The sequence below is a fragment of the Bacillus sp. FSL W8-0645 genome, assembly GCF_038007905.1.
Taxonomy (GTDB): domain Bacteria; phylum Bacillota; class Bacilli; order Bacillales; family Bacillaceae; genus Bacillus; species Bacillus pumilus.
On sequence record NZ_JBBOYC010000001.1, the window covers coordinates 2,612,836 to 2,639,151 of the forward strand.

General features: G+C 42.8%; 24 protein-coding genes and 1 riboswitch. Of the genes, 2 read left to right on the top strand and 22 right to left on the bottom strand.

Going from position 1 to position 26,316, the window contains the following annotated elements; all coding sequences use genetic code 11:
- Window positions 1-6 precede the first annotated feature (6 nt).
- From NST39_RS13465 to NST39_RS13480, 4 genes are all read right to left on the bottom strand, one after another.
- Window positions 7-447, bottom strand: coding sequence for a MarR family winged helix-turn-helix transcriptional regulator (locus tag NST39_RS13465; protein WP_003216546.1), 441 nt, complete (start codon window positions 445-447; stop codon window positions 7-9).
- 149 nt (window positions 448-596) lie between these two features.
- Window positions 597-821 (bottom strand): spore germination transcription factor GerE, encoded by a 225-nt coding sequence (gerE, locus tag NST39_RS13470; RefSeq protein WP_003184172.1) that lies wholly within the window; start codon window positions 819-821, stop codon window positions 597-599.
- A gap of 205 nt (window positions 822-1,026) precedes the next feature.
- Window positions 1,027-2,343 carry a CitMHS family transporter gene (locus NST39_RS13475; RefSeq protein ID WP_044140038.1) on the bottom strand — a complete coding sequence of 439 codons (1,317 nt, stop codon included), beginning with the start codon at window positions 2,341-2,343 and terminating at the stop codon, window positions 1,027-1,029.
- Window positions 2,344-2,496: 153 nt separating this feature from the next.
- A complete protein-coding gene (locus tag NST39_RS13480; protein ID WP_003216318.1) occupies window positions 2,497-3,357 on the bottom strand; it encodes a LysR family transcriptional regulator in 861 nt (286 codons plus the stop codon).
- A 136-nt stretch (window positions 3,358-3,493) separates the two neighbouring features.
- Between NST39_RS13480 and NST39_RS13485 the strand changes: the two genes are divergently transcribed.
- The gene (locus NST39_RS13485) at window positions 3,494-4,624 is read left to right on the top strand and encodes a 2-methylaconitate cis-trans isomerase PrpF family protein (RefSeq protein ID WP_341028802.1); all 1,131 of its coding nucleotides are present in this window, start codon (window positions 3,494-3,496) and stop codon (window positions 4,622-4,624) included.
- Between the two features lie 225 nt (window positions 4,625-4,849).
- Here the strand turns inward: NST39_RS13485 and NST39_RS13490 are convergent, their stop codons facing one another.
- From NST39_RS13490 to NST39_RS13510, 5 genes are all read right to left on the bottom strand, one after another.
- Window positions 4,850-5,569 carry a biotin--[acetyl-CoA-carboxylase] ligase gene (locus NST39_RS13490; protein WP_341028804.1) on the bottom strand — a complete coding sequence of 240 codons (720 nt, stop codon included), beginning with the start codon at window positions 5,567-5,569 and terminating at the stop codon, window positions 4,850-4,852.
- Between the two features lie 78 nt (window positions 5,570-5,647).
- Entirely contained in the window at window positions 5,648-6,109 is a 462-nt protein-coding gene (locus NST39_RS13495) for an acyl-CoA thioesterase (RefSeq protein ID WP_044139955.1), read from the bottom strand.
- A 121-nt stretch (window positions 6,110-6,230) separates the two neighbouring features.
- On the bottom strand, window positions 6,231-6,995 hold the full coding sequence (sdhB, locus tag NST39_RS13500) for a succinate dehydrogenase iron-sulfur subunit (RefSeq protein ID WP_003216443.1): 765 nt from the start codon (window positions 6,993-6,995) through the stop codon (window positions 6,231-6,233).
- A 1-nt stretch (window position 6,996) separates the two neighbouring features.
- The gene (gene sdhA / locus NST39_RS13505) at window positions 6,997-8,757 is read right to left on the bottom strand and encodes a succinate dehydrogenase flavoprotein subunit (protein ID WP_003216403.1); all 1,761 of its coding nucleotides are present in this window, start codon (window positions 8,755-8,757) and stop codon (window positions 6,997-6,999) included.
- Between the two features lie 37 nt (window positions 8,758-8,794).
- A complete protein-coding gene (locus NST39_RS13510; RefSeq protein ID WP_044139954.1) occupies window positions 8,795-9,403 on the bottom strand; it encodes a succinate dehydrogenase cytochrome b558 subunit in 609 nt (202 codons plus the stop codon).
- 280 nt (window positions 9,404-9,683) lie between these two features.
- Between NST39_RS13510 and NST39_RS13515 the strand changes: the two genes are divergently transcribed.
- Complete coding sequence (locus NST39_RS13515) at window positions 9,684-10,127, top strand: YslB family protein (RefSeq protein WP_113767532.1); 444 nt, start codon at window positions 9,684-9,686, stop codon at window positions 10,125-10,127.
- 168 nt (window positions 10,128-10,295) lie between these two features.
- On the opposite strand, the gene NST39_RS13520 is transcribed toward NST39_RS13515, so the two are convergent.
- The 13 genes from NST39_RS13520 to polX form a co-directional block, all read right to left on the bottom strand.
- On the bottom strand, window positions 10,296-11,525 hold the full coding sequence (locus NST39_RS13520) for an aspartate kinase (RefSeq protein WP_341028809.1): 1,230 nt from the start codon (window positions 11,523-11,525) through the stop codon (window positions 10,296-10,298).
- Window positions 11,526-11,666: 141 nt separating this feature from the next.
- Window positions 11,667-11,844, bottom strand: a riboswitch (Lysine riboswitch).
- 63 nt (window positions 11,845-11,907) lie between these two features.
- A complete protein-coding gene (gene uvrC, locus NST39_RS13525; RefSeq protein WP_341028812.1) occupies window positions 11,908-13,680 on the bottom strand; it encodes an excinuclease ABC subunit UvrC in 1,773 nt (590 codons plus the stop codon).
- Window positions 13,681-13,819: 139 nt separating this feature from the next.
- Window positions 13,820-14,134: a thioredoxin gene (gene trxA / locus NST39_RS13530; protein ID WP_341028815.1), complete on the bottom strand. Its 315-nt coding sequence runs from the start codon at window positions 14,132-14,134 to the stop codon at window positions 13,820-13,822.
- A 245-nt stretch (window positions 14,135-14,379) separates the two neighbouring features.
- Complete coding sequence (locus NST39_RS13535; RefSeq protein ID WP_341028818.1) at window positions 14,380-15,858, bottom strand: alpha-N-arabinofuranosidase; 1,479 nt, start codon at window positions 15,856-15,858, stop codon at window positions 14,380-14,382.
- Between the two features lie 75 nt (window positions 15,859-15,933).
- The gene (locus NST39_RS13540) at window positions 15,934-16,911 is read right to left on the bottom strand and encodes an electron transfer flavoprotein subunit alpha/FixB family protein (protein ID WP_341028819.1); all 978 of its coding nucleotides are present in this window, start codon (window positions 16,909-16,911) and stop codon (window positions 15,934-15,936) included.
- Window positions 16,912-16,955: 44 nt separating this feature from the next.
- A complete protein-coding gene (locus tag NST39_RS13545; RefSeq protein WP_065098560.1) occupies window positions 16,956-17,729 on the bottom strand; it encodes an electron transfer flavoprotein subunit beta/FixA family protein in 774 nt (257 codons plus the stop codon).
- 31 nt (window positions 17,730-17,760) lie between these two features.
- On the bottom strand, window positions 17,761-18,540 hold the full coding sequence (locus NST39_RS13550) for an enoyl-CoA hydratase (RefSeq protein WP_126740791.1): 780 nt from the start codon (window positions 18,538-18,540) through the stop codon (window positions 17,761-17,763).
- Window positions 18,541-18,566: 26 nt separating this feature from the next.
- The gene (locus NST39_RS13555; protein ID WP_003216590.1) at window positions 18,567-19,151 is read right to left on the bottom strand and encodes a TetR/AcrR family transcriptional regulator; all 585 of its coding nucleotides are present in this window, start codon (window positions 19,149-19,151) and stop codon (window positions 18,567-18,569) included.
- 167 nt (window positions 19,152-19,318) lie between these two features.
- Window positions 19,319-21,040 (bottom strand): AMP-binding protein, encoded by a 1,722-nt coding sequence (locus tag NST39_RS13560; RefSeq protein WP_341028822.1) that lies wholly within the window; start codon window positions 21,038-21,040, stop codon window positions 19,319-19,321.
- A 101-nt stretch (window positions 21,041-21,141) separates the two neighbouring features.
- The gene (locus NST39_RS13565; RefSeq protein WP_126740793.1) at window positions 21,142-21,597 is read right to left on the bottom strand and encodes an immunity 63 family protein; all 456 of its coding nucleotides are present in this window, start codon (window positions 21,595-21,597) and stop codon (window positions 21,142-21,144) included.
- 162 nt (window positions 21,598-21,759) lie between these two features.
- Complete coding sequence (locus NST39_RS13570) at window positions 21,760-22,164, bottom strand: DUF350 domain-containing protein (protein WP_007501637.1); 405 nt, start codon at window positions 22,162-22,164, stop codon at window positions 21,760-21,762.
- Window positions 22,165-22,178: 14 nt separating this feature from the next.
- On the bottom strand, window positions 22,179-24,536 hold the full coding sequence (locus NST39_RS13575) for an endonuclease MutS2 (RefSeq protein ID WP_341029976.1): 2,358 nt from the start codon (window positions 24,534-24,536) through the stop codon (window positions 22,179-22,181).
- 21 nt (window positions 24,537-24,557) lie between these two features.
- Window positions 24,558-26,270: a DNA polymerase/3'-5' exonuclease PolX gene (polX, locus tag NST39_RS13580; protein ID WP_341028824.1), complete on the bottom strand. Its 1,713-nt coding sequence runs from the start codon at window positions 26,268-26,270 to the stop codon at window positions 24,558-24,560.
- Window positions 26,271-26,316 lie beyond the last annotated feature (46 nt).

The window sequence follows — 26,316 nt, forward strand, 5'->3', positions numbered from 1 at the left end:
ATCGCCTCATTTTCTTTTCATTTGCTGCTGTAGTTTCGTTAAGGATTGATTGAAAACGATGGCTTCTTCTTCTGAGAAAGCCCCTAGAAGTTCACTGACGTATTCTTGGCGTTTAACAATCACTTCTTGAATGATCCGCTCGCCTTCAGGCAATAAATGAATGCGAACCACGCGGCGGTCAGAAGGATCTTTTACTCGTTCGACAAGTTCACTTTTTTCCATTCGATCAATTAAGTCGGTGGTTGTACTGCAAGCCAAATACATCTTTTGTGATAGCTCACCTATTGTCATATCTCCGAATTCATAAAGCCACTGAAGCCCTACAAATTGGGGAGGTGTAATCGTATATTGATTCAGGATTTCTCTGCCTTTTTGCTTAATAATTGCAGCAATATGGCGCAATGATTTTTCAATCTCTGCTACATGGTCGAACTCATTCGTTTCCATTTCATTGATACCTCACTATAGCATCTCACTTTGATTAAAACGTACATTCCTATTTTCCTCGTTTTTCAGAGAAAATGCAAGAAGAGACTCATGGAAACCATATAGAAATAACCGGTTCCTCCCTTGTATGGAAGGAAAACCGGCTGACTTTAGAGCTCTAGCTCACCCATACGCAGAAGCTCGACTACGGCCTGTGAACGACCTTTGACTCCTAGCTTTTGCATGGCATTCGAAATATGATTTCGAACAGTCTTTTCGCTAATAAAAAGCTCGCTTGCAATTTCTTTTGTTGTTTTATCTTGGACGAGCAATTCGAATACTTCTCTTTCTCTTTTGGTTAATAGCGGCTTGGATTGAAACTCTTTCTCCTTCAAGTATTGTAACCCTCCTTGCTAAGGTGAGAGCTCTAGTCTCTATAGAATGGGATTCTGTATAGTCGAGATATCATATGCCGGTTGCTCGAGGTAGGTGACGTTAAAATCGAGAATTCCCGCATATGAGCGTCCATTTTGTGCGCTTTTATCCGCACAAAAAAGGACGAGTCTCCTACCTGAGACATCGTCCTTTTCATACACCTATTTAAAAGATAGAAATGGCACCTGTCAACAAAGCGATCAATGTTGTAAAAAGGGCAGTTAACACGGTCCACAGCAGTGCATATTTTTGCAAATCACCAATATCTTTGTTCAGCATACTGACAAGAAGCAGCGTTGAAGCCACGAGAGGGCTCAGCAAGTGAACAGGCTGTCCTATAATAGAGGCACGTGCAATCTCCACCGGATCAATCCCGTATGCTGCACCGGCTTCAGCCAAGATTGGCAGCACCCCGAAATAATAAGCATCATTTGAAAGAACAAATGTAAATGGCATACTCGTCAAAGCAACAATCAGCGGAAAAAATGAGCTGTAGGAATCTGGAATCATGTAAATGACCAAATGAGCAATGGACTCCACCATTTTTGTCCCCGAAAAAATGCCTGTGAAAATTCCTGCTGCAAACACAAGGGTAATGACCGTTAAGGCATTTCCTGCATGCGACAAAATTCTCTCGCGCTGATCTTCAACCTTTGGATAGTTGATCATGAGAGCGATGACAAATCCAATTAAAAAGAGAACTGGAATCGGTACAATATCTAAAACAAGTGTCGCCATCACCGCAATCGTCAAGAAGAAGTTCACCCAAATGAGGTTGGGTCTTTTCATGTCTTCTACTCCATCTTCGATTGACGCTGCCAATTCAGGGGAGATCGAGGCCTCTTCTTTGTACTGAATCTCTGCAACCCCAATTCGTTTCCGCTCTTTTTTTCCAAGCACATACGCAGTAAAAAGAATAAAAAGACCGCCTCCAACCATTGTTGGAATTAATGGAATAAAAAATTCACCAGCATCTAATCCAAGCGCCGCGATGGCACGGGTAGCCGGACCGCCCCAAGGCGTCATTCCGCTCATAATTCCTAAAGACAATAATGAAATCGTTCCTAAAATTAATGGGTTCATCCCAATTCTTAAGAAAAGTGGTAGCATTGCTGATACGGTAATCATATACGTTGTTGTTCCATCACCATCTAAAGCAACAAGCATAGACAAAATCGCTACCCCAAAAGCAATTTTGACAGGATCACCTTTTACAATACGTAAAATGAGTTTAATCAGAGGATCAAATAATCCAGCATCCAGCATGACACCAAAGAATAAAATGGCAAATAACAATAAAGCAGCTGATGGTGCAACAGTTTTCAGTCCATCAAGCATCATGTCCCCTAATCCTTTGTTAAAGCCACCGATCAATGCAAATATGATAGGTACAACGGTTAGAGCCACCACCGGATGCATACGTTTTGTCATAATGAGAAATGTAAATGTCAAGACCATCAAGATCCCTAAAATAGCTAGCACTTTATATCCCTCCATCCTCTTCTTTACATGATCTGCAAGCACCCCCTTGCACTTGCGATCTATATGTTAGCGCTTTCTATTTCAAGGATATAATAGCTTTTTTCATAATGAAAATATTGATTTTTTCGTATATTCTATAAATTTTTTTTATAATCAGCCTTGCTGACTTCTTAAAAACTCAATGAATGCTTTCACAACAGATAAATGAAGGGAGTCTGGCTGGTACATTAGCCATGTATCTCTTAAAACGGGCTGTCCATCTTTATACGAAAGACCTTTTACAAATAGCTCATCACTTGGTCTGAGGCAAATTTCTGGGACAATGGCATAGCCTAAACCATGCTTGACCATCTCTTTTGATGTATCCTGGCGGTCTGTCTCCATCGTCACAAGTGGAGGCATGGTGAACGTTTCCTGCCACCATCTGTTAATCAATCGTTTTAATGAACTATCTGTATGATAGTCAATGAGCGGCAGATTTGGGAGGTCTTTCAGCTGGATTTCTGATTTTGAAATGATACAAAGCCGCTCTTTATCGAGCAAAAACCGCTCTCCATTCCAGTCGTAATCCCCTCTTAAAATCCCTAAATGGACACTCGATGTGCCTAATAAATCCATGACTTTCGTGCTCCAGCCTGTATTCACCATGAATTGAACATGTGGATACTGCTTAGAAAATTCTCTTAAAATTTCTGGGAGCTTATACTGAGCAAAGTTACTTGAGACCCCTAACCGGATTGTCCCTTTGACCTTTTTTTGCATATTCAGCATGCCATCTTTCGTTTGCTGAAGCTGTTTGAGCATGTCATTTGCGTATGCAGCCAAGTACTCGCCTTCTGACGTAAATTCAATCCCTCGTTTTCTTTTAAAGAAAAGCTTCATATCGAACTCTTCTTCAAGCTGCTTCAACCGATAGCTTAAGGCAGGCTGAGAGACAAATAATTTTTCTGCCGCCTTTGTGATGTTCTTTTCTTCATAAAGCACCTTTAAAAACCGCCAGTCTTTCTCATCCATTGTGTGCCCTCCTTTTTCACTAGTTATAAAAAAATTTTATTGATTCATCTTAAAATAATGTATTTAACTTATTTCTTATTATACTTTACCATTTTGATTAGATAAACAGTTCATTAAAAAATTGAGGGTGAGAGTAATGAGAAAAGTTCCAATCACAATCATGCGAGGCGGTACAAGTAAAGGGGTATTCATTCAAGCAAACAATGCACCATTTGAACACGATGAGCTCGAGGCATTTCTACTAGACATTATGGGCAGCCCTGACCGGTTGCAGGTCGATGGAATCGGCGGCGGTAATTCTTTAACAAGTAAAGTGGCCATTATCGATAAAGCCACACGTCCAGATGTGGATGTGAACTATACGTTTGCACAAGTCAGCATCAATGAGAGATATGTCGACTTTAAAGGGAACTGCGGGAATATCTCATCAGCGGTTGGACCTTACGCCATCATTAAAGGACTTGTTCAAGCGGTTGAGCCCATTACGACTGTACGTATCCTCAATACCAACACAAATAAAGTCATTGTAGCAGAGGTCGAAGTCGAAAATGGAGAAGTAAAATTTGAGGGACAGGCAGAAATTCCAGGAGTAAAAGGGACAGGTTCTCCCATTTATTTATCTTTTGAAAATCCTGAAGGCGCTGTGACAGGTAAAACCTTTCCGACAGGGAACCGCATGGATACGATTCAGACAAAATTCGGAGAGATTCCGATCTCGATCGTTGATATTGCAAATCCCATTGCCTTTGTCCGTGCGAAGGATTTTCATTTAAATGGAACTGAATTGCCTGAAGAGTTTACAGACGAATTACTGGATGATTTAGAAGAGATTCGTTCCATCGCTGCCGAAATGTGTCACTTTGCACCAAAAGACATGGCGACATTACAGTCTCCAGCTGTTCCGAAGCTTGCGATCATTAGCGAGCCTGCTGATTATGTGGATACAAACGGAGTGATGAGACGAGCAGCCGATATGGATATCGTCGTACGCATGCTATCGATGCAAAGACCACACCAAGCGCTTGCCATTACCGGCTCTGTCTGCGTGTCAGCCAGCTGTTTTATGGAACATACGCTTCCTGCACAGCTTTATGATGGACAACATGATACGCTTCGAATTGGGCATCCTGCCGGGATAATGCAAACGGACATTGACGTGTCTCAAAACAGAGTCAAAGTCATTCGAACCGCAAGAGAAATTCTAGACGGGGTTGTCTTTACGAAACAAGATTATATTGTGCAGCCTCATATTAAAAGAGAAGCCTAAAGCAGACGAGAACATCGTCTGCTTAGATTGTTGACAAAGTGCTAAAATGATTTTTATTTTAGCACTTTGTCTTCTTTTCAGCGTGATAGAAAACCTTTGAAGTCTAGGAAGGGCAGCTACTTTTGCGGAGCGAATTGAACATTCACGAGCACCAGCGCGCAGACCTGCGGGCGAATGCGAGGGTTTGTCTACACGCTGAGCAGACGAGAACATCGTCTGCTTTTTTTAATGTTGAAGCGGGGCATCAATATCTCCGGCAGAATGAGCTTTGATCTGTCCTTTATCATCTTTTAGCTGAAGATGACCAAAGCGGTTAACGCCGCAGCAAATGCCTTCTTCCCATGTTTGTTTTTCACGATCTAACGAAATGCGAAGCGGCTTGTTGAGACGATATAACCGTTTGTTATAAAGGGCAGTGAGTGCTTCAAACCCTTCATTCTGCCAGCGTGTATGGTATTTTTCAAAAGCCGCTGCCAGGTCTTTCACTAGCTGATCGGCTTTCGCCTCTGTCAGCTCTGATAAGCAAATGGTTTTGTACGGGACATGCTCCGGCTTCGTCTCTACATTGATGCCAACACCGATATAAATGGCGCTGCGGTCTGCTTCAATTAATGTGCCGGATACCTTTGCTTCATTAATGAGGATATCATTCGGCCATTTGATCGCCAGTTGATCGTTCGCTCTTATGAGTGGTTTCAGCACATCATAGATTGCTAGTGCTGTCAGCGGGGCGATCGTTGACTGGGTGGAGAGTTCTTCTGGCGGTAAGACTGTCATGGTTACCGCCACATTCCCTAAAGTTGTTTCCCACGGCCTGCCGAGTCTGCCTCTTCCTGCTGTCTGCTGGTGTGCATAGACAGCAAATGAAGGCTTTTCTCCTTGCTGCATAAGCCTTTTTGCTTCATTATTTGTACTATCAATGGTGTCATATTGAAAAATCTTCATATGTTCTCCTCTTGTTTCTTCTTGATATGATGCTTTTATTATAACAAAATGAAGCGTACACGTTGATGAGCTAGCATGCTACTCATTTCGCTGCGCCTGAAATGTCTCTTTTTCTTCTTCAGTAAATGGGACAGAAGTGCCTGTGTCTTTACTAATTTGCACCATGGTGACTGAGCCTGTAAAGCATGGTTCCTGCTGCTCATTTTCTCCTAAATAATGAAGAATGAGTGAGCTTGAACCGACTTTTTCCGGCTTGACATACACACGAAGTCTCTCTCCAATCTCTACCTGCTTGATGTAATCACATTGCAGGTTAGCGACGACTGTCATGGTTTCTCTCACACGTTTCATCCGTTTATCAACAATTCCTGTTTTTTGAAAAAAGGCAATGCGCGCCTCTTCAAAATACACAAAAGGGGTAACATTGTTCATATGGCCAAACATATCCGTTTCTGAAAAACGAACGGTCGTTTCGACATAAAATCGAAAGGATGCCCTCCACTCTTCAAACGGTTCTTCAATATATGACGGCAATCTCACTTGACCATCTCCTTATTTGGAAACAAAACGCCTCTCCCGTATTGGAAGAGGCGTTTGTTTATATGTTGCATCTAGCCTCTTAAACACTCATCATGATTGGCAAAGAGGACTGAATGTAATGTTATTCTGCGTGATCGCTTCCGAAGAAGTTACGGAACGCTTGTAAAGTTGTATCTCGGTTAAGTGCAGCAATTGACGTTGTCAGCGGGATTCCTTTCGGACAAGACTGCACACAGTTTTGGGAGTTCCCGCAGTTCGCAAGACCACCGTCCCCCATAATTTCTTCTAGACGGTCAGACTTATTCATCGCACCTGTCGGATGTGCGTTAAATAGACGAACTTGCGAAAGCGGTGCAGGTCCCATAAAGGAAGACTTATCATTCACGTTTGGACAAGCTTCAAGGCAGACACCACATGTCATACATTTAGAAAGCTCGTATGCCCATTGACGTTTTTTCTCAGGCATTCTTGGTCCAGGACCAAGATCATACGTACCATCAATCGGTACCCATGCCTTCACCTTTTTCAAGGAATTGAACATCCGGCTTCTATCAACCTGCAAATCTCTCACAACCGGGAATGTCTTCATCGGCTGAAGACGAATCGGCTGGTCTAACTTGTCAATCAAGGCTGTACATGACTGGCGCGGTTTTCCATTAATGACCATAGAACAAGCTCCGCACACCTCTTCAAGACAGTTCATATCCCAGTTGATCGCCGTTGTTTTTTTCCCTTGTTTATTGACCGGGTTCCGTCTAATTTCCATGAGTGCGGAAATGACGTTCATATTTGGGCGGTAAGGGATTTCGAATTCTTCATCATAAGGCTTCCCATCTGCTGTATCTTGACGTGTGATTATGAATTGAATCGTGTTTTTTTCACTCATCTTATTTCTCCACCTTTTTCTTCGAGTAATCTCGTTTACGAGGTGCAATTAACGATACATCGACGTCCTCATAGTGGAATGCAGGCTTTTGATTTTTTCCTTTGAACGTAGCCATCGTTGTTTTTAGGAACTCTTCATCGTTTCTCTCTGGGAAGTCCGGTTTGTAGTGTGCGCCTCGGCTTTCATTTCGGTTGTAAGCCCCGATCGTAATGACTCTTGCCAGCTGAAGCATGTTGTCAAGCTGACGTGTGAAGGCAGCGCCTTGGTTGCTCCATGAAGCTGTATCGTTGATGTTGATCTGCTTGTAGCGCTCCATTAGTTCTTCGATCTTCTGATCTGTTTTTAAGAGTTTGTCATTGTAACGAACAACTGTGACGTTATCCGTCATCCATTCTCCAAGCTCTTTATGAAGCACGTACGCATTTTCTGTTCCGTCCATGCCGAGGATGTTGTCCCATTTCTCCTGCTCTTTCTTCACAGCGCTGTCAAATGTTGCAGAAGATAGGTCTTCCGCAGACTTTTCAAGGCCGCTAATGTACTTCACAGCATTTGGTCCAGCGACCATTCCGCCGTAAATGGCTGAAAGCAGTGAGTTTGCACCAAGTCTGTTTCCGCCGTGCATAGAGTAATCACATTCTCCGGCAGCAAATAGGCCTTTGATATTCGTCATTTGATCATAATCAACCCATAATCCGCCCATTGAGTAATGAACAGCAGGGAAAATTTTCATTGGAAGCTTACGCGGGTCATCACCCATGAATTTTTCATAGATTTCAATGATGCCGCCAAGTTTAATATCAAGTTCTTTTGGATCTTTATGAGAAAGATCGAGATATACCATGTTCTCTCCGTTGATGCCAAGCTTTTGCTCGACACATACGTCAAAGATCTCACGCGTTGCGATATCACGCGGTACAAGGTTTCCGTATGCCGGGTATTTCTCTTCAAGGAAGTACCAAGGCTTCCCGTCTTTATATGTCCAAACACGTCCACCTTCACCACGAGCCGATTCACTCATGAGACGAAGCTTGTCATCTCCAGGGATCGCTGTTGGATGAATTTGAATGAATTCTCCATTTGCATAATGAGCCCCTTGCTGATAGACGATAGATGCAGCAGAGCCAGTGTTAATCATGGAGTTTGTTGATTTTCCGAACACGATTCCAGGACCGCCTGTTGCCATGATCACTGCATCTGAACGGAAGGATTCAATTTCCATTGTCGTCAAGTTCTGAGCGACAATGCCTCGGCATACTTCCTCGTCATCTAACACAGCGCCAAGGAATTCCCAGCCTTCATATTTCGTGACAAGTCCTGCTACTTCATAGCGGCGAACCTGCTCATCAAGTGCATATAATAGCTGCTGACCTGTTGTAGCTCCAGCAAATGCTGTACGGTGGTGCTGTGTTCCCCCGAAACGGCGGAAGTCCAGTAATCCCTCTGGTGTTCTGTTAAACATAACACCCATCCGATCAAGTAAGTGGATAATGGACGGCGCTGCTTCACACATTGCCTTTACTGGCGGCTGGTTGGCTAAGAAGTCTCCGCCATACACCGTATCATCAAAATGTTCATAAGGTGAATCCCCTTCACCTTTTGTATTCACCGCTCCGTTGATTCCGCCCTGTGCACATACAGAATGCGAACGTTTTACAGGTACGATTGAAAATAGTTTAACAGCTGTTCCCGCTTCTGCTGCTTTAATAGTTGCCATGAGACCAGCTAAGCCGCCTCCGACAACGATGATGCTAGAATTACTCATTGTAGCCCCTCTCCCTCTTCTACTAATCTATTTCCTCTTAAACAAAAGCGAAAATTGCTCTTAGCCCTACATATGAAAGCGCTATAAATATACCTAATGTCACATATGTGGAGATTCTTTGTGAGCGTGGTGAAACAGTAATTCCCCAGCTGACAGCAAATGACCACAAGCCATTAGCAAAGTGGAAAATAGTAGATAAAACGCCGACAATATAGAAGCCTAGCATAAATGGAGAGCTTAAAATATTCGCCATCATGTCATAGTTCACTTCAGCTCCAAGCTGCGCTTGAATTCGCGTTTCCCATACATGCCAAGTGACAAAAATCAATGTGATGATACCTGAAACCCTTTGCAGTCTGAACAACCAGTTTCTTAAGTAACTGAAGCGAGACGTGTTATTTTGTGCCGTAAAGGCTATGTACACCCCATAAACAGCATGATAGATCAGTGGTAAGAAAATCACGAACAGCTCAAGTGCATATCTGAATGGAAGCTGTTCCATAAAGTGTGCAGCTTTGTTAAACGCCTCTGGTCCACTCGTCGCAAAGTGGTTCACCACTAAATGCTGAATTAAAAATAGACCGACCGGAATGACGCCAAGCAAAGAATGCAATCTCCGATAAAAAAATTCTTTGTTCCCCGACATTACTTTACCCCCTAGTAAAAAGTGCAATTGCTGAAAATTGTCTTACCCCCGCTTCTTTCAATTGTAAGCACTTTATTCAAATTTATTGACAATTTCATTTTACTCCTATGTCAAAAAAGCGTCAAGAAACCGCGTACATAAATTAAAATTTTCCGAAATTTAAAAGTTTTAAATCAAAATTCGTTTTACTACAATAAGAATTTCTTAGACTTCAGGGAAAACTCTGTCATCATATGCTCACATAAGCTATAATAAATTGTTGAAAGAGGGGAGCCGTACAATGAATAAATTCGAATCTAACTTAGAACAGCTAAAAGAAATTGAAGTCAATGGATTTGCCTACGAGCTGATACGCGAAGTTCTGCTGCCTGATATTCTTGGTCAGGACCATTCATCTATGATGTATTTTGCGGGTAAGCTGCTTGCTCGTAAATTTCCTCAAGAGTCATGGGAGAAAATCCCCGAATTTTTCCATGATGCCGGATGGGGAACTCTCACGATGGTCCATTCGAAAAAACAGGAAATTGAGTTTGAGCTCGAAGGTCCACTTGTATCAAATCGACTCACCTATCAAAAGGAGCCATGCTTTCAGATGGAAGCAGGTTTTATTGCTGAACAAATCCAGCTTCTCAACGAGCTCGTGGCTGAATCTTATGAACAAGTGAAAAAGCGTGCTGATAAAGTCATTTTAACCGTTAAATGGGATTTAAGAGACCCTAGCTAACACTCTTTATGAAAGGCGCGGACTTCAGGTCACGCCTTTTTTTGTTTGTCTTCTTCTATCATAGCATACTTAGTGAATGGGTTTACGCACGTTTTCCTTTCTTGTATGCGGCGGTTTCGAATATAAAAAAGAGGTGCACTCTTTCATGAGATACACCTCTCTGCCTCTTTAAGAATGCGCAGCTACCTTTGATAAATCAAACGCATCATGCAGTGCTTCAACTGCTTTGACCATATCGTCCCGGCCAACCACTGTTGAGACTTTGATTTCAGACGTACTGACCATTTTCACTTGTATATCTTTTTCCGCTAACACAGCGAACATTTCAGCGGCTACGCCTGGATTTGAGACCATACCAGATCCAACGATAGATACTTTGGCTAATTTGCTTTCTGTCTCGATCTGTTCGTAGCCAAGTGCTCCTTTATATTCTTCTAACACTTCAACTGTTTTAGACAAATCATCCGTTTTCACAGAGAAAGAGATCGACGTCTGATTGGTGCTTGTGACGGACTGAATGATGATATCGACATTGATATTTTGCTTCGCAAGTGTCGTAAAGATGGTCGACAATGTGGTGAGACCGCTTGAAAGACCGCACACCGTCACGCGTGTAATCTGATCCTCAAATGCAATGCCTCTGACGACTAAATTTTGTTCCATGGATGATTCCTCCTCAATTAACGTACCCGATTCATTTTCAATACTAGAACGGACTTCTAGTGGGACTTGATAATTTTTCGCAAATTCGACAGCTCTCGGATGCAAGACACCAGCACCTAAATTAGCCAGTTCGAGCATCTCATCGTATGAAATACCTGCAAGCTTCCGCGCGGCCGGTACATAACGCGGATCTGTCGTAAATACTCCTGGTACATCTGTGTAAATATCACATTTATCCGCTTTTAGTGCAGCAGCAAGTGCCACAGCTGTAGTATCTGATCCACCACGTCCAAGTGTTGTGATATGCATATTATCTGCAATTCCTTGGAAGCCTGCCACAACAACCACTTTCCCAGCACTTAATTCCTCTTTTATTCTTGATTCATCAATATCCACGATTCTTGCGTTACCATGTACTTGCTCTGTTTTCATACCAGCCTGCCAGCCTGTAAAGGAAATGGCATCATAGCCTTTTGCTTGCAGCGCCATCGTTAATAAGGAAATGGTCACTTGCTCTCCAGTTGCAAGCAGCATATCCATTTCTCTTTTGCTCGGATGATCTGTGAGTTCTTCCGCTAGGTCTACTAGAACATCCGTTGATTTACCCATTGCCGACACAACCACAACCACATCATGTCCGGCCTCGCGTTCAGCGATGACCCTTTCTGCAGCATTGCGAATTTTTTCTGTCGATCCAACAGACGTTCCGCCAAATTTTTGTACAATTAGTCCCATGTCTACCACCCTTTTTCAAAAGATCACGTGTGAGAGAAGAGGAAAGAAGCGGCTTTGGAGACTGCCTGCTCACTGCAAATAAAAAAAGCAATGAGAGAACAGATCTCCCATTGCTTTATAATCATCATCAAACGATGCAAACAATGAGATAGCCCTCCAAGAAATACATTCTTGACAGCCCTACATTTCTTCAATGTACAGCCAGCGAATAAAATGAGTGGATTTTATTCACTTCGGCGACGCTCCCCTTTCAGCCCTCTTCCTAGACCCCATCGATCTCTGAAGGCTTACTCTTGAAGTTCGCACCTCTATCTTCAACAAACAACACGTTCATTTATTAAATTTAGTCACAATCTTAACAGACTTTTGGAAAAAGTACAATCTATTTTTTTAACGCTTTCATTAAAAGCTCGGCCGTTTGTTTCGGAATGCCAGCATCCTGAAAGTCTTGGATAGAGGCTTCTTTCATCTTTTTCACAGAGCCAAAATGTTTAAGAAGCTGTTTTTTACGCTTTTCTCCGATACCTGGCACATCGTCTAAAATAGATTGAAATGCATTTTTTCCGCGCAGCTGCCGGTGAAAGCTAATCGCGAACCGGTGCACTTCATCTTGAATACGCTGCAATAAATAGAAGGCCTGGCTATTCCGCTCTAGTGCAACAATTTCCAGTGTATCGCCCATCATCAGATTCGACGTCCGGTGCTTTTCATCTTTGACTAGACCTGCTACTGGGACAGACAGATTCAATTCATTTTCAAGCACATCTATCGCTGCATTGATCTGTCCCTTTCCTCCGTCAATTAAAATCAAATCTGGTAGCGGGAGCTCATCCTTTAACACGCGGGTATATCGCCTTCTAATGACTTCACGCATCGATGCATAATCATCTGGACCTGTGACGGTTTTAATTTTGTATTTTCGGTATTCCTTTTTATATGGCTTCCCGTCCTGAAAGACGACCATGGCAGAAACCGGGTCTGCACCTTGAATATTCGAGTTATCAAATGCCTCAATCCGGTAAGGCATATAAATATTTAGTGCATCTCCAAGCTGCTTCACTGCACCAATGGATCGCTCTTCATCACGCTCAATGAGCGAAAATTTTTCTTTTAAGGCAATTTTGGCATTTTGATGGGCAAGTAAAAGCAAATCCTTTTTCTTTCCTTTTTTCGGCTGATGAACGTTCGTCTCAAGCAATTGTTCAATCATCTCTTGATCTACGCTATCTGGCACCAAAATTTCCTTCGGCAGAAAGTGGTTGTTCTTTGCATAAAATTGTCCCATAAACGTGAGAAACTCTTCCTCAGGATCTTGATACATAGGAAACAGGCTGACGTCGCGTTCAATCAATTTCCCCTGCCTGATGAAGAAGACCTGGACACACATCCAGCCCTTGTCATAGGCATATGCAAAAACATCTCGATCTGATAAATCGCTCATCGTCATTTTCTGCTTTTCCATCGTAGAGTCAATGTAAGCGATTTGGTCTCTCAGTTCTTTTGCCCGCTCAAACTCTAATTGTTCGGCGGCTTCCTGCATCTTTTCGGTGAGTTCTTTTTTGATTTGCTGATGTCCTCCGTTTAGAAACCTTATGATTTCGTCCACGAGCTGCTTATTCGTTTCTTCAGAAATGTCATACACACATGGCGCGAGACATTGTCCAAGATGATAATAGAGACAGACGCGATCAGGAAGGGTGGCACATTTTCTGAGAGGATATAAACGGTCGAGCAGTTTTTTCGTTTCACGTGCTGCCTGTACGTTCGGGTATGGTCCGAAATATTTCCCTTTGTCCTTTTTCACATGACGGGTGACGATCAGCTTAGGATGCCGTTCATTCGTAATTTTAATAAAAGGATACGTTTTGTCATCCTTGAGCATGACATTGTATTTTGGGTCGTATTTTTTGATTAAATTTAGCTCTAAAATGAGTGCCTCGATATTAGAAGAGGTGACAATGTATTCAAAGTCCTCAATTTCACTGACAAGCCGCTGCGTTTTGGCGTCATGAGATCCCGTGAAATAAGAGCGTACTCTATTTTTTAAGACCTTTGCCTTCCCCACATAAATGACTGTATTTTGTCGATCTTTCATTAAATAGCAGCCTGGTTGATCTGGCAAGACCGATAGCTTTTCTTTGATCATTTTGTTCATCTTTTCATCCGTCCTTGTTTTCCTCTTTCACTCCTTCTAGTGTATCACGAACATTTGTTTTATACCATGTTGAAAGAAAAGCGGCTCTCGTCTTTACGAGAACCGCTTCATTGAGTATGCCGCTAGGGCATAGACAGGTTTATAGATGTTTGTTAACAAGCTCAGCAAGTGCTTCTTTTGGTTTGAAACCAACAGACGTTTCTACCACTTCACCGTCTTTTAAAACAAGAAGTGTTGGGATACTCATCACGCCGTATTTACCAGCAGTTTCTTGGTTATCGTCTACATCAATTTTTACAATTTTCATTTTATCGCCCATTTCTTGATCAAGTTCTTCAAGAACTGGAGCAATCATTTTACAAGGTCCGCACCATGGTGCCCAAAAGTCCGCAATAACAACACCTTCTGCAGTTTCTTGTGAAAATGTTGAGTCAGTAGCTTTTACGATTGCCATTATTCATTCCTCCAATGTAAATTATGATTTTTAGTATAGCATCTACCAATGTGACTTGCGAATGAAATGCTTACGAATCTTTTTTTATGAAATGAATTAAAAAACAAACCGTACAATCGCACCAATGACAACAATTGCACCGATAATCATGAGAATCGTTCTAAGCATATAAATAACTCCCTTTCCGCTTCGTTTACAATGTATGATGCCCCAACATCCTGCTCATCAAACATTTAAATATGCGATCAAGCGAGATCAATCGTAATCATCACCACAGACATTGGCGGCAGCTCTATGGTCAACTCACCGGGTTTTACAGCAAATTGCTGAAACTCTACTGGCTGGACAGCATGAGGATCATCAAATGTGTTGTGCGCATTCATGCGGTCTGCTGTCAGCACGCGGCCTGTGACTTTCGTTTCTGCATCCAAACCTTCAATGGCTAGGGATACTTCGTTTTGTTCATGTGGATTCAGGTGACAGAAGCTAATATGCATCTTATCTGACGAACGCGAAGCTGACACACTAACCTGAGGTATTTTTTCACCACTGCGTTCATAAGGCGTTGACACGAATTCCACTTCAAGTGCTTCCTCCTCTTGATGCACTTGAAACATGTGAAACACATGATACGTAGGCGTCAGAAGCATCTTTTCGTCTTCCGTTAACACCATTGCTTGCAGAACATTGACTGTCTGGGCAATATTCGCCATATGAATCCGCTGGCAATGACGATGAAAGATATGAAAATGAAGGGCACAAACAAGTGCGTCTCTTAGTGTGTTTTGCTGATACAAAAATCCTGGATTCGTCCCTGGTTCTGGGTCATACCATGTTCCCCATTCATCAATAATCATCCCAATTCGCTTGTCTGGATCATAACGATCCATGATCTCTCCATGATCCACGACAAGCCGTTCCATCTCATAGGCTTTTTTCAACGTGATAAACCATTCATCTTCATCAAATTCAGTCGCTGACCCTTTCTTCTCCCACGTACCAGGTACAGTGTAGTAATGCAAACTGAGTCCATCCATCCAAGGTGCGGCCCGCTCCATTAATACTTTTGTCCAATTCACATCATTTGAATTGGCGCCGCACGCAATTTTGTATATCGTCTGACCTGCAAACTCTCTCACATACGTTTGATATCGTTTATATAAATCGGCATAGTATTCAGGCGTCATATTCCCGCCGCAGCCCCAGCTTTCGTTTCCTACACCAACATAGGTCAAATCCCAAGGTTCTTGTTTTCCATTTTGAATGCGCCAATCAGACATAGGTGTTCCCTTTGGAAAAGTGATGTACTCGATCCAGTCTGCTAATTCTTGAACTGTCCCACTTCCCACATTTCCGCAAATATAAGGCTCACATTCAAGCAGCTCACACAATTTCATAAATTCATGCGTACCAAATGCATTGGATTCAACCGTACCACCCCAATGAGTGTTCACCATCGGCTTTCGTTCGCTCAGATCTCCCACACCATTTGCCCAATGATACTCGTCTGCGAAGCAGCCGCCCGGCCACCTAAGCACCGGAATATGTAATGCTTGAAGGGCTTTTAACACATCAGTACGAATCCCCTCAATATGCTCAATCTCTGAATCTTTTCCGACCCAAATCCCGTCATAAATCCCTCTTCCTAAATGCTCTTGAAAATGTCCATAGATGTGTTTAGAAATACGTCCGATCACGTCATTCACTTTTACTGTCCCCTTCACTTGTCAACCGCTCCTTTGTGTATTGATTACATACAAAAAAACCCAGAATACCTAGGCATTCTGAGTGTATGAGCGTTACGAGTGGATATTCATCTTTTTTAACTCTTCATTCAAAAGCGGTACCACTTCAAACAAGTCACCGACGATTCCGTAATCGGCAATTTTGAAGATCTCGGCTTCTGGGTCTTTGTTAATCGCCACAATGACTTTACTGTTAGACATTCCGGCTAAATGCTGAATCGCTCCTGATATCCCGCACGCAATATAGAGATCAGGTGTGACGACCTTGCCTGTTTGCCCAATTTGCAGGGCATAATCACAGTAGTCTGCATCACAGGCACCACGCGAGGCACCGACTGCTGCGCCCAGCGTCTCAGCGAGTTCATTCAGCGGTTCAAACCCTTCCTTGCTCTTGACCCCGCGTCCCCCGGCGACGATGACCTTTGCTTCAGATAAATCTACACCTTCTGACGTTTTTTTAATGACTTCCTTCACGATCGTTCGCAGGTTCTGAATATCGACAGAAACGGGTGTAATGTCTCCGCTTCGTGAGGCATCCCGCTCAAGAGGTGCCACGTTGTTCGGGCGTATAGTCGCCAAAAGCAGACGATCTGTTGAAATTACTTTTTCGAAGGCTTTTCCAGAGTAAATCGGTCTTGTGAAAACAAGATGTTCTCCGGTAACGCTTACATCAATCGCATCTGAAATTAGACCAGTCTGCAAGCGTGCAGCTATTTTCGGCGACAAGTCTTTTCCGATAGACGTATGGCCAAAGAGGACGGCATCTGGGTTAACCTGATCTAATATGGCTTGAAGCGCCTGCGTGTAACCATCTGACGTATAATATGAAAGGTGCGGATGCTCCACAATCATGACATGATCCGCTCCATAGTAAAGCAGTTCATTCGCTAGGTTTTTGACGTCTTCCCCTATTAACACGCCAATGACTTCACCGCCATCTGCCACTTGATGAGCGGCAGCAATGGCTTCAAATGTCACATTTCTTAATTTACCGTCACGACTTTCTCCAAGTACAACAACTTTTTTACTCATCTTTCAAGTTCCCCCTTGTTCTCGTGATATCGTAAAGTGGATGTTTAGATGATCTTTGCTTCATTTCTTAATAAATCCGTCAGTTCTTTGACTTGATCCTGAAGCTCACCGCTCAGCACCTTGCCACCCTCTTTTTTCTCCGGTAAGAAACGTTCAATTGTTTTGATTTTATATGGCACATCGTCTTCATCCAGATCTAAATCATCCAGTTCCAATTCTTCTAAAGGCTTTTTCTTTGCCTTCATAATGCCAGGTAATGATGGATAGCGAGGCTCATTGAGACCTTGCTGCGCAGTGACAACAAGCGGGAGCTCAGCAGAAATGACTTCCACATCACCTTCTGCATCTCGTTCAATCGAAGCAGAGCCGCCGTCAATTTGAATACTTGTAATTGTTGTGACATATGAAAACCCAAGTAATTCAGCAAGACGCGGGGCAACCTGTCCAGAGCCCCCGTCAATTGCCACATTCCCTGCTAAAATCAAGGAAGCCTCTTTGTCTTTTAAATAATGGTAAAGAATCGTAGAAGCTGAATATTGATCCCACTCTTCTAAGTCGTCTTCCACATTTAATAAAACGGCTTGATCGCAGCCCATAGCAAGCGCTGTTCGCAGCTGCTTTTCCGCATCCTCACTGCCAACTGTCACAACGGTCACTTCTCCCCCGTGCTCGTCGCGAAGCTGGATGGCTTCTTCTATGGCGTACTCGTCATAAGGATTAATAATGAACTCTGCTCCATCTTCTTGAATTGCACCAGACTGAATGGAAATCTTCTCTTCCGTGTCAAACGTACGCTTCATCAAAACAAATATATTCATCCATTTCTCCCCCTTGTTTCGTTTGAATCCTTTATTCCCCTTTAAAATTCGGTTTGCGCTTTTCGATAAAGGCTTGTATACCTTCTTTGGCGTCATTCGATTGGAAAATCTCACCGAACTTTTTGGCTTCTAGCTTCATACCGCCATCATATGAATACAATTTTGTCGCATTCAATAAATCCAGCACATACTCGAGTGACTTTGGACTTTTCGTTGCAAATTTTGACGCAAGTGTTTTGGCTGCTTCGAGCGCCTCTTCCTCTGTTTCTGCCAGCTTTGAAACGAGTCCGCAGGCGAATGCTTCTTCACCTGTAATCGGTTCAGCTGTACCCATCATTTCCAGCGCTTTAGCAGAACCAACATAGCGCGGCAGGCGCTGCGTACCGCCAAATCCCGGAATGATGCCGAGGTTTAGTTCCGGCAATCCAAGCTTCGCATCCTTTGTTGCGATTCGGATATCACAAGACATGGCAAGCTCAAGGCCCCCGCCTAATGCAGCTCCGTGAATTGAGGCAATGACAGGTTTTGGACATTGTTCAATCCGTTCAAAGACCTGCTGCCCTCTGTCTGCAAGGCTTGAATAGTCAGACTCTTCCTGTAACGTCGTAAATTCCTTAATATCAGCACCTGCTGAGAAAAATCTACCTTCTCCGTGGATCACAATGGCTCTTACTTCTTCATTTTGTTCGAGCTGGTCAAACATCTCATTAAGCTCGGTGAGCAGCTGAGAAGATAAGGCGTTTGCTGGTGGATGCTGAATCGTGATAAGTGCTGTCTGTCCTTCATGATGTAAGGTGAGTATCTTTTCCATGTCAATCATCCTTTTTCAAAATGTCTTTAAGATTGATGTATTCCGTTTAAGAGTAGATCACGTACGTTTTCTGCGAGTGCAGGAAGATCATATTTTTGATCATTCATGACCCATGTTGTAGCGGTTTCATCAATCGTCCCAAATACCATTTGTCTCGCTAAACGGACATCTAGATTTTGTCTGAACTCTCCTGTTTTCTTTCCTTCTGCTAAAATCGACTCGAGCATATTTAAATACCCTTTCAGCACCTCATTGATTTTTTGCCGCAGCTCAAGGTTTGACTGCCTAAGTTCAAGCTGTGTCACAAGAGCCAAATGATGATTTTGCGCAAGCATACGAAAATGCTCCTCAATGAGCAGTAAAAGCTTTTCTTTCGCCGACGGCTTCTTTTGAATATCTGTTTCCATCCGTTCGATGAATTGTCCCATTTTTTCTTTGAACAATGAGATCAAAATATCCTCTTTATTTTTGAAATAAAGATAAATGGTTCCGTCTGCTACTCCTGCTTGTTTCGCAATCTTTGAAACTTGTGATTGGTGATAGCCGTTCTCTGCAATCACCACAACTGCTGCATCAATAATTTGCATGTACTTCGGTCTTTTCTGCTTCAATGTGCTTCGTCCCTTTCTGGATTGAATGAGTATTCATTCATAACTTTATGTTAAAAAGAAACGGGCGATTTGTCAAGTGATCTTCTCTTTCTTTTCCACCTTTAACATACCAGAGCAGACAGTCAACATTCAAATCATCCGGCCGATGGACCGGATGATGCAGGCCGTTATGTTTTCGGTTGATCGGCAGGCGTTTCAGATGAAGAAGCGTGCTTTCTTTTTTCTTCTTCAATTAATACTCTGCGCAAAATCTTCCCAACGGCTGTTTTAGGCAGTGATTCTTTAAATTCATACACGCGCGGTACTTTAAATGAGGCAATTCTCGTCCTGACAAAGCGATCAAGTTCGTCCTCTGTTAAGTAGGCACCCTTTTTCGGCACAACAAATGCTTTCACTGTTTCTCCTCTGTACGGATCTGGAATACCGGCGACGACGACTTCTTGTACAAGCTCATGCTCATAAAGGGCTTCTTCGACTTCTCTTGGATAAATATTATAGCCGCTCGCAATGATGACATCTTTTTTCCGGTCGACGATATAGAAAAAACCGTCCTCATCCATATACCCTATATCTCCGGTGAAAAACCAGCCATCTCGTAATACAGCCTCTGTCTCCTCTGGCTGATTCCAGTATCCTTTCATGATCTGGGGGCCTTTAACAATGATTTCCCCATGCTCATATGGTTCTTTGAGGCCTCCGGTTTCTTCGCAATAAATACCTGCATCTGTATTCGGCCACGGACAGCCAATGCTGCCTGTTTTGTTCGCTCCCCATAAAAAGTTAGAATGAGTGACGGGTGAGGTTTCTGAAAGTCCGTACCCCTCCACTAAGCGTCCTCCTGTTAATTTTTCAAAGCTTTGTTTGACTTCAACAGGAAGTGCCGCTGAGCCGCTTAGACATGCAGAGATGGACGACAGGTCATACTTTTCAATGTTCGGATGATGCAGCAAGGCGATATACATTGTTGGTGCGCCTGGAAATAGCGTCGGCTTCTGTTTTTCAATGGTTTTGAGGGTATCAGCGACATCAAAGCGTGGAAGAAGAATCATTTGATGTCCTTCTTTGACAGCAAGATTTAAAACGGTCGTCATTCCGTAGACATGAAAAAACGGAATGATGCCGAGGATGCGTTCTTTCCCCCTGGTCGTTTTATACATCCAGGAAGCGCACATTTCAGTATTCGCTAAAATATTCTCATGTGTGAGCATGACCCCTTTTGGTAACCCGGTCGTTCCGCCTGTATATTGCAAAACAGCGATATCCTCTTTCGGGTCAAAGGCAAGTGCGGGTATCTGCTGTTCACCTTCCGATTCTTTCATAATCTGCGCGAAGTGATGAATGGTGTCATTTTTCTCCACTTGGATGACCATTTTATTTTTTCTTCTTTGCACAATAGGAAACAGTATGTTTTTCGGGAATGGTAAATAATCTTGTAGTTTGGTGACGATTAAGTGCTCCATACTTGTCAGCGCTTTCATTTTATGAGCCTTTGGATACAACAAATCTAGCGTGATCAGCACTTTGGCGCCGCTGTCTTCCATTTGATATTCCAGTTCCTTCTCCGTATAAAGCGGGTTTGTTTGAACAACGATGCCGCCTGCTATTAAAACAGCATAATAAGAAATGACCGATTGAGGACAGTTCGGCAGCATGATCGCTACTCTGTCACCTTTTTTCACGCCAATTTTCATCAGATGACTGGCTAGTTTCAATACGTCTTCTTGCAGCTGTTCATAGGTGATGTTCTTTCCTAGAAAATGAATGGCTGTATGCTCAGGTGCAGCCTCTGCGGAGCTGAATAAGTAAGATTGTAATGTTTCATTTGGGATGGTGAGTTCGTGGGGAATTTGATTCGGGTAATGCAGAAGCCAACGTTTATCTGACTGCATAAAAACCCTCCTTCCTGAACTTTCGTACTATTATATTATAGCAAACTTTTCCTTAGGGCAGTTTGCTTTTTTCTAATAGGGCTTGGTTCAATTGCACATGTTTACTTGTTCGCCGGTGTTTCGATAGAAGCTCTTTTTCCTTCATGATGCCACTGTTCATATAAACCGCCAATTGTACGAAATGACTCGTTGACTCTATCCACGATCTGTTGATGGATACTTGGATCATTCGGTAAATGCGTCTGGATGTTGTCGACTTGATACTTCCTCATCATGTCGATGTAAACCGTGAGAAAAATGGTGTCTTCTAAAATCCAGTAAATGACTTCATCCGCCACTTTTGTTCTTTTATGCAGCATTTGAATTCCTCGTTCATATTGTATGAGGATATAACCACTCGAATCGATTTGAATATAGGGACTCAAATCATCAAAAAATCCTGACATTTGAAATGGACGTGCAATATACGGTTTGTATATGTCTCTTGGAAGGGATGTCATTTGAAGACAAGTATCAATGCGCTTGATCAATTCGTCTTTTTGCAGAATGTGCTTCATGTCATTCGCCGCCTTTGATGAGATAAAAGCTGCCAAGGGGTTCCCTGACAGCTTTCTAACGTTGTTTTCTTCATTTCACAGGAACAGATAAACGGCACCAATGACCGCAAAAGTGCAGGCAACTACGATTAATACTTTTGCTAGCTTTTCCATGTCGTCTCCTTAAATGCCGGCTGCTACTACGTAAGACAGCCCAACTGAAATGATGAGTGAAATAAACCCGACCGCTCTATTATCATTTTCAATCTCTTTGTCTACTTTAAAACGCGGTGTTAAAAATTCAAAAATGAAATAGCTGACAAGCAGCATCACAAAGCCGTATACGCCCCATCCAACCATTTGAAGAAGGGAATTATGCTGAGCGATTGAATGCTGAAACACATTTGCAATCCCAAAGATTTTCCCGCCTGTTGCCATGGCAACGGCTAAGTTCCCCCGCTGAATCTCTTCCCAGTTCTTATAGGAGGTGACGAGTTCAAAAATGGTTAGAAATAAGACGAGACACAGGACGGCCACGCTATAATAGGCGGCAATTTCCACAAGTTCATTTTCCCAAAAGGCTTTCATGCGTTTTCTCCTTTTTACTTTAATTCGACGATGGTGACGCCTGATCCTCCCTCACCTTGTTCGCCAAAACGAGCATTTTTCACACTTCGATGCTGTTTCAGTAATTCCTGAACCCCTTTTCTAAGGGCACCAGTTCCTTTTCCGTGAATAATAGACACGCGCGGATAACCAGCTAATACAGCATCATCTAAATATTTTTCGACTCTGCTTAAGGCATTTTCATAGCGCTCGCCTCTTAAATCAAGCTCAAGCGAGACATGATAGTCTTTCCCTTTAACTGCCGTGATGGCTTTTTCTTGCTTAAATTCAGGTGCTGATTTGATAAATTCCATGTCTTTTTCTTTTACCTTCATTTTCAGAATGCCCATTTGGACACTCCATTCTTTGTCGCCTGTTTGTTCAAGCAGCGTTCCTTTTTGCCCGAAGGTGAGCACTTTGACTTCGTCGCCTGACTTCAGCTGTCTTACTGCTTTTTTCGCTGGCTCTGGCTTCTTCTTTCTGTCAAACTCAGGAACGGCTTCTTCAAGACGCTTTCGCGCATCAATGAGTTCATGCTCTTTGAATGAGCGGTGCTCACTTTTTATCGAACGGAGCTCTTGAATGATATCTTCTGCTTCTTTTGATGCTTGTTCAATTTTCTCTTTCGCTTTCTGTTCAGCTTCTTCAAGCAGTTTTTCCTTTTGCTCATTCCATTCAAGAATTTGTCTTTGCAATTCTTTATGAAGCTTTTCTGCTTCTTTTCTATAGAATTCTGTCTCATGCAGTTCTTCTTCTGCTTGTTTCTTGCTATCTTCTAATGAAGCAATCATTTGGTCTACTTCATTATGCTCTGCATGCATATCCGCTTTTGCCCGGTCTATGAGGTGATCTGGCAAACCAAGACGCTTTGAAATTTCAAATGCGTTACTTCGTCCAGGCACACCGATGAGCAGGCGGTACGTTGGTGATAAGGTTTCAATATCAAACTCCACGCTTGCATTCGTGACGCCTTCCCGGTTATACCCATATGCCTTCAGCTCGGGATAATGAGTCGTTGCGATGACACGTGCATTCGTTTGATGCACTTCATCTAATATGCTCATCGCAAGAGCCGCACCTTCAGCTGGGTCTGTTCCTGCCCCTAATTCATCAAATAACACGAGAGAGTTAGAAGTCAAATGCTTTAAGATATCTACAATATTGACCATGTGAGATGAGAACGTACTCAAGCTTTGTTCAATGGACTGTTCGTCTCCAATATCGGCAAAGACTTGGTCGAACACAGCCACTTCAGAGCCTTCTTCAACTGGAATATGGAGACCCGCCTGTGTCATCAACGTTAGAAGACCTAGCGTTTTTAAAGTAACGGTCTTTCCCCCTGTATTTGGTCCAGTGATCACGATCGTTGAAAAATCTTTACCGAGCTCAATATCATTTGCGACAACTTGATCCCGGGGCAATAGAGGATGTCTTGCTCGTTTTAAATAGATTTCTCCTTGATCATTCACAGCAGGTTTTGTGGCTTTTTCTGTCTTTGCATATTTAGCTTTAGCAAAAATAAAATCTAGCGTCTGCAGTTCCTTTACATTGTGAAGCAGTTCCCCAATGTGCTCTGACACGCTCTCTGTCAGCATTTGCAGGATCTTTTCAACCTCTTGCTTCTCTTTTAAACGGGTTTGCTGCAAGGTGTTATTTACATCCACGACCACTTGCGGCTCAATAAAAAGGGTCGCCCCTGATGAAGACTGGTCATGAACAATGCCGCCGTAATTCGAGCGGTACTCTTGTTTCACAGGAATAACAAACCGGTCATTACGAATGGTGACAATTGTGTCTGACAGCATTTTCGAAGCCGATTGTGAACGAATCATTGCTTCTAATTTATCGCGGACCTTTGATTCTAGTGAGCGTAGTTGAATACGCAATGAACGAAGTGCAGGGGTTGCATGATCAAGCACTTCTCCATTATCACCAATACAGCTTTCGATTTCTTTTCTGATTTCAGGCAGTAATATGAGCGTCTCAGCATATGTATGAAGGCGCGGTATGTCTACTCCATCTTCATACATGGATGTGAGAAAGTTCTTCATATTTTTCACCGCATATAATAGTCCTGCGATTTCCATCAGCTCAGAAGGACTTAATGTACTGCCGATTTCTGCCCGTTTCACTGCGCGTCTAATATCCGTAAGCCCGCCAAATGGCGCTGATCCCTTTAAGCGGATCACATCTTGCGCTTCTGCTACCTCTTCCAGCAAATGCTGAATGGTTTCTATATCTGTCAGAGGTGTTAAATCCTGCGCTCTTTCTTTTCCTAATGTGGATGCGGTATAGGACATCACTTTTTCTTTTACTTTATGAAATTCTAATGATGCTAACACTTTTTGTTGCAGCATGGTCCAGCCTCCTAACGACTACCTGTCACGCGTTAAAAACTTTTTGATCTCGTTTAGAGTAAAAGTATTCACGACATTTACTTTTGGTGTCCAGCCCTTTCTTGCAGCTGTTACACCGACTTCCATATGTTCCAGCATGGCGATGTTGTGCGCATCTGTATTGATCATGATGTTCACACCCGCTTCATTTGCTTTCATTAAATGCTCTGTTTTCAAATCAAGTCTTGACGGATTACTGTTGAGCTCAAGTGCAGTGCCTGTTTTCTTCGCAAGCTCTATGAGCTGATCTATATTTAAGGCATAGCCATCCCGTCTGCCGATCAAACGGCCTGTTGGATGTGCAATTAAATCGACATGCTGATTACGCAAGGCATTTTCAAGGCGTTCCATAATGACTTCTTCCGGCTGAGAGAAGCTAGAATGGATAGACGCAATGACAAAATCCATGTCTTTTAAAAAGTCATCATCATAATCTAATGATCCATCCGGCAGGATATCCATTTCGACCCCTTTGAAAATGTGAAAATGCTCGAATTCCTGATTAATCTTATCAATTTCTTTTGCTTGCAGACGCAAACGTTCTTTTGTTAAACCGTTTGCTACTTTTAAATATTGCGAGTGGTCTGTAATCGCCATGTATTCATAGCCTTTGGCGATACATGCTTCCGCCATCTCACGAATAGAGAATGCTCCGTCACTCCATGTCGAGTGCATATGAAGGTCGCCTTTAATATCTTTCAGTTCTACAAACTGCATACTTTCTTTATACGTATCAATCTCCGCTCCGGTTTCACGAATTTCTGGCGGAATGAGCGGAAGTTGAAAATGTGCATAAAAAGCGCTTTCGTCTTCAAACGTTTTTACTTCTCCAGTTTCAATTGTTTCCACACCATATTCGCTAATGCGCTCTCCGCGTTCCTTCGCAAGCTGACGCATTCGAATATTGTGATCTTTTGAGCCAGTGAAATGGTGCAGCGTAGTTGCGAATTGGTCTACTGTCACAAGCCGGAAGTCGACACTGATCTCAAAATCAAGGGCAAGCACAACAGATACCTTCGTATCACCGCTTGCGATAACATCTTTCACATCATCAAGTGCAACGAGCTGCTCTCTAACTTGCTCAGGATTGTCTGTTGCAATGATATAATCTAAATCTTTGACGGTTTCGCGTGCACGTCTTAAACTGCCGGCTCTTGAAAAACGGATGATACCTTTCATCTCTTCAAGCGCATAATCAATCCGCTCTGCCACATCTAATGCAAAGCCAATTGGCAGTCGTTCTGGCTGCTTTCCTGCTTCCTCAAGCGCTGCGAGAATCTTTTCTTCTGTTTTTTTGCCGAAGCCAGCAAGCTCTTGTACCTTTTCCGCTTCGCATGCTTCTTTTAGAGATTGTGCATCATGGATGCCAAGCTCTTGGTAAAGCTTAGCGATCTTCTTCCCGCCGAGTCCTGGTAATTTCAAAAGCGGGACAAGTCCTTCGGGCACTTCCGTTTTTAATTGTTCGAGTGTTTCTGATTGTCCTTTTTCGATATACTCAGTGATCACAGCAAAGGTTCCTTTTCCAATGCCAGGTAATGCTAATAGATCATCTATTTGAGAAAGGCTGCGGTCATCTTGCTCCAGTGCCGCTGCTGCTTTACGAAAGGCAGAAATCTTAAAAGGATTATCTCCTTTTAGCTCCATATATACTGCAATTGTTTCAAGAAGTTTGATAATATCTTTTTTATTCATCTCTCATCCTCCAGCCGCTTTGGCATCTTCCTTTTTAAATATACAA

Excerpts from the sequence above, each read along its gene's own strand:
- NST39_RS13465 (WP_003216546.1), bottom strand. The coding sequence starts at position 447 with ATGGAAACGAATGAGTTCGACCATGTAGCAGAGATTGAAAAATCATTG.
- NST39_RS13480 (WP_003216318.1), bottom strand. The coding sequence starts at position 3,357 with ATGGATGAGAAAGACTGGCGGTTTTTAAAGGTGCTTTATGAAGAAAAG.
- NST39_RS13485 (WP_341028802.1), top strand. The coding sequence starts at position 3,494 with ATGAGAAAAGTTCCAATCACAATCATGCGAGGCGGTACAAGTAAAGGG.
- NST39_RS13490 (WP_341028804.1), bottom strand. The coding sequence starts at position 5,569 with ATGAAGATTTTTCAATATGACACCATTGATAGTACAAATAATGAAGCA.
- sdhB (WP_003216443.1), bottom strand. The coding sequence starts at position 6,995 with ATGAGTGAAAAAAACACGATTCAATTCATAATCACACGTCAAGATACA.
- sdhA (WP_003216403.1), bottom strand. The coding sequence starts at position 8,757 with ATGAGTAATTCTAGCATCATCGTTGTCGGAGGCGGCTTAGCTGGTCTC.
- NST39_RS13510 (WP_044139954.1), bottom strand. The coding sequence starts at position 9,403 with ATGTCGGGGAACAAAGAATTTTTTTATCGGAGATTGCATTCTTTGCTT.
- NST39_RS13515 (WP_113767532.1), top strand. The coding sequence starts at position 9,684 with ATGAATAAATTCGAATCTAACTTAGAACAGCTAAAAGAAATTGAAGTC.
- NST39_RS13520 (WP_341028809.1), bottom strand. The coding sequence starts at position 11,525 with ATGGGACTAATTGTACAAAAATTTGGCGGAACGTCTGTTGGATCGACA.
- uvrC (WP_341028812.1), bottom strand. The coding sequence starts at position 13,680 with ATGAACAAAATGATCAAAGAAAAGCTATCGGTCTTGCCAGATCAACCA.
- trxA (WP_341028815.1), bottom strand. The coding sequence starts at position 14,134 with ATGGCAATCGTAAAAGCTACTGACTCAACATTTTCACAAGAAACTGCA.
- NST39_RS13540 (WP_341028819.1), bottom strand. The coding sequence starts at position 16,911 with ATGAGTAAAAAAGTTGTTGTACTTGGAGAAAGTCGTGACGGTAAATTA.
- NST39_RS13545 (WP_065098560.1), bottom strand. The coding sequence starts at position 17,729 with ATGAATATATTTGTTTTGATGAAGCGTACGTTTGACACGGAAGAGAAG.
- NST39_RS13550 (WP_126740791.1), bottom strand. The coding sequence starts at position 18,540 with ATGGAAAAGATACTCACCTTACATCATGAAGGACAGACAGCACTTATC.
- NST39_RS13560 (WP_341028822.1), bottom strand. The coding sequence starts at position 21,040 with ATGCAGTCAGATAAACGTTGGCTTCTGCATTACCCGAATCAAATTCCC.
- NST39_RS13565 (WP_126740793.1), bottom strand. The coding sequence starts at position 21,597 with ATGAAGCACATTCTGCAAAAAGACGAATTGATCAAGCGCATTGATACT.
- NST39_RS13570 (WP_007501637.1), bottom strand. The coding sequence starts at position 22,164 with ATGAAAGCCTTTTGGGAAAATGAACTTGTGGAAATTGCCGCCTATTAT.
- polX (WP_341028824.1), bottom strand. The coding sequence starts at position 26,270 with ATGAATAAAAAAGATATTATCAAACTTCTTGAAACAATTGCAGTATAT.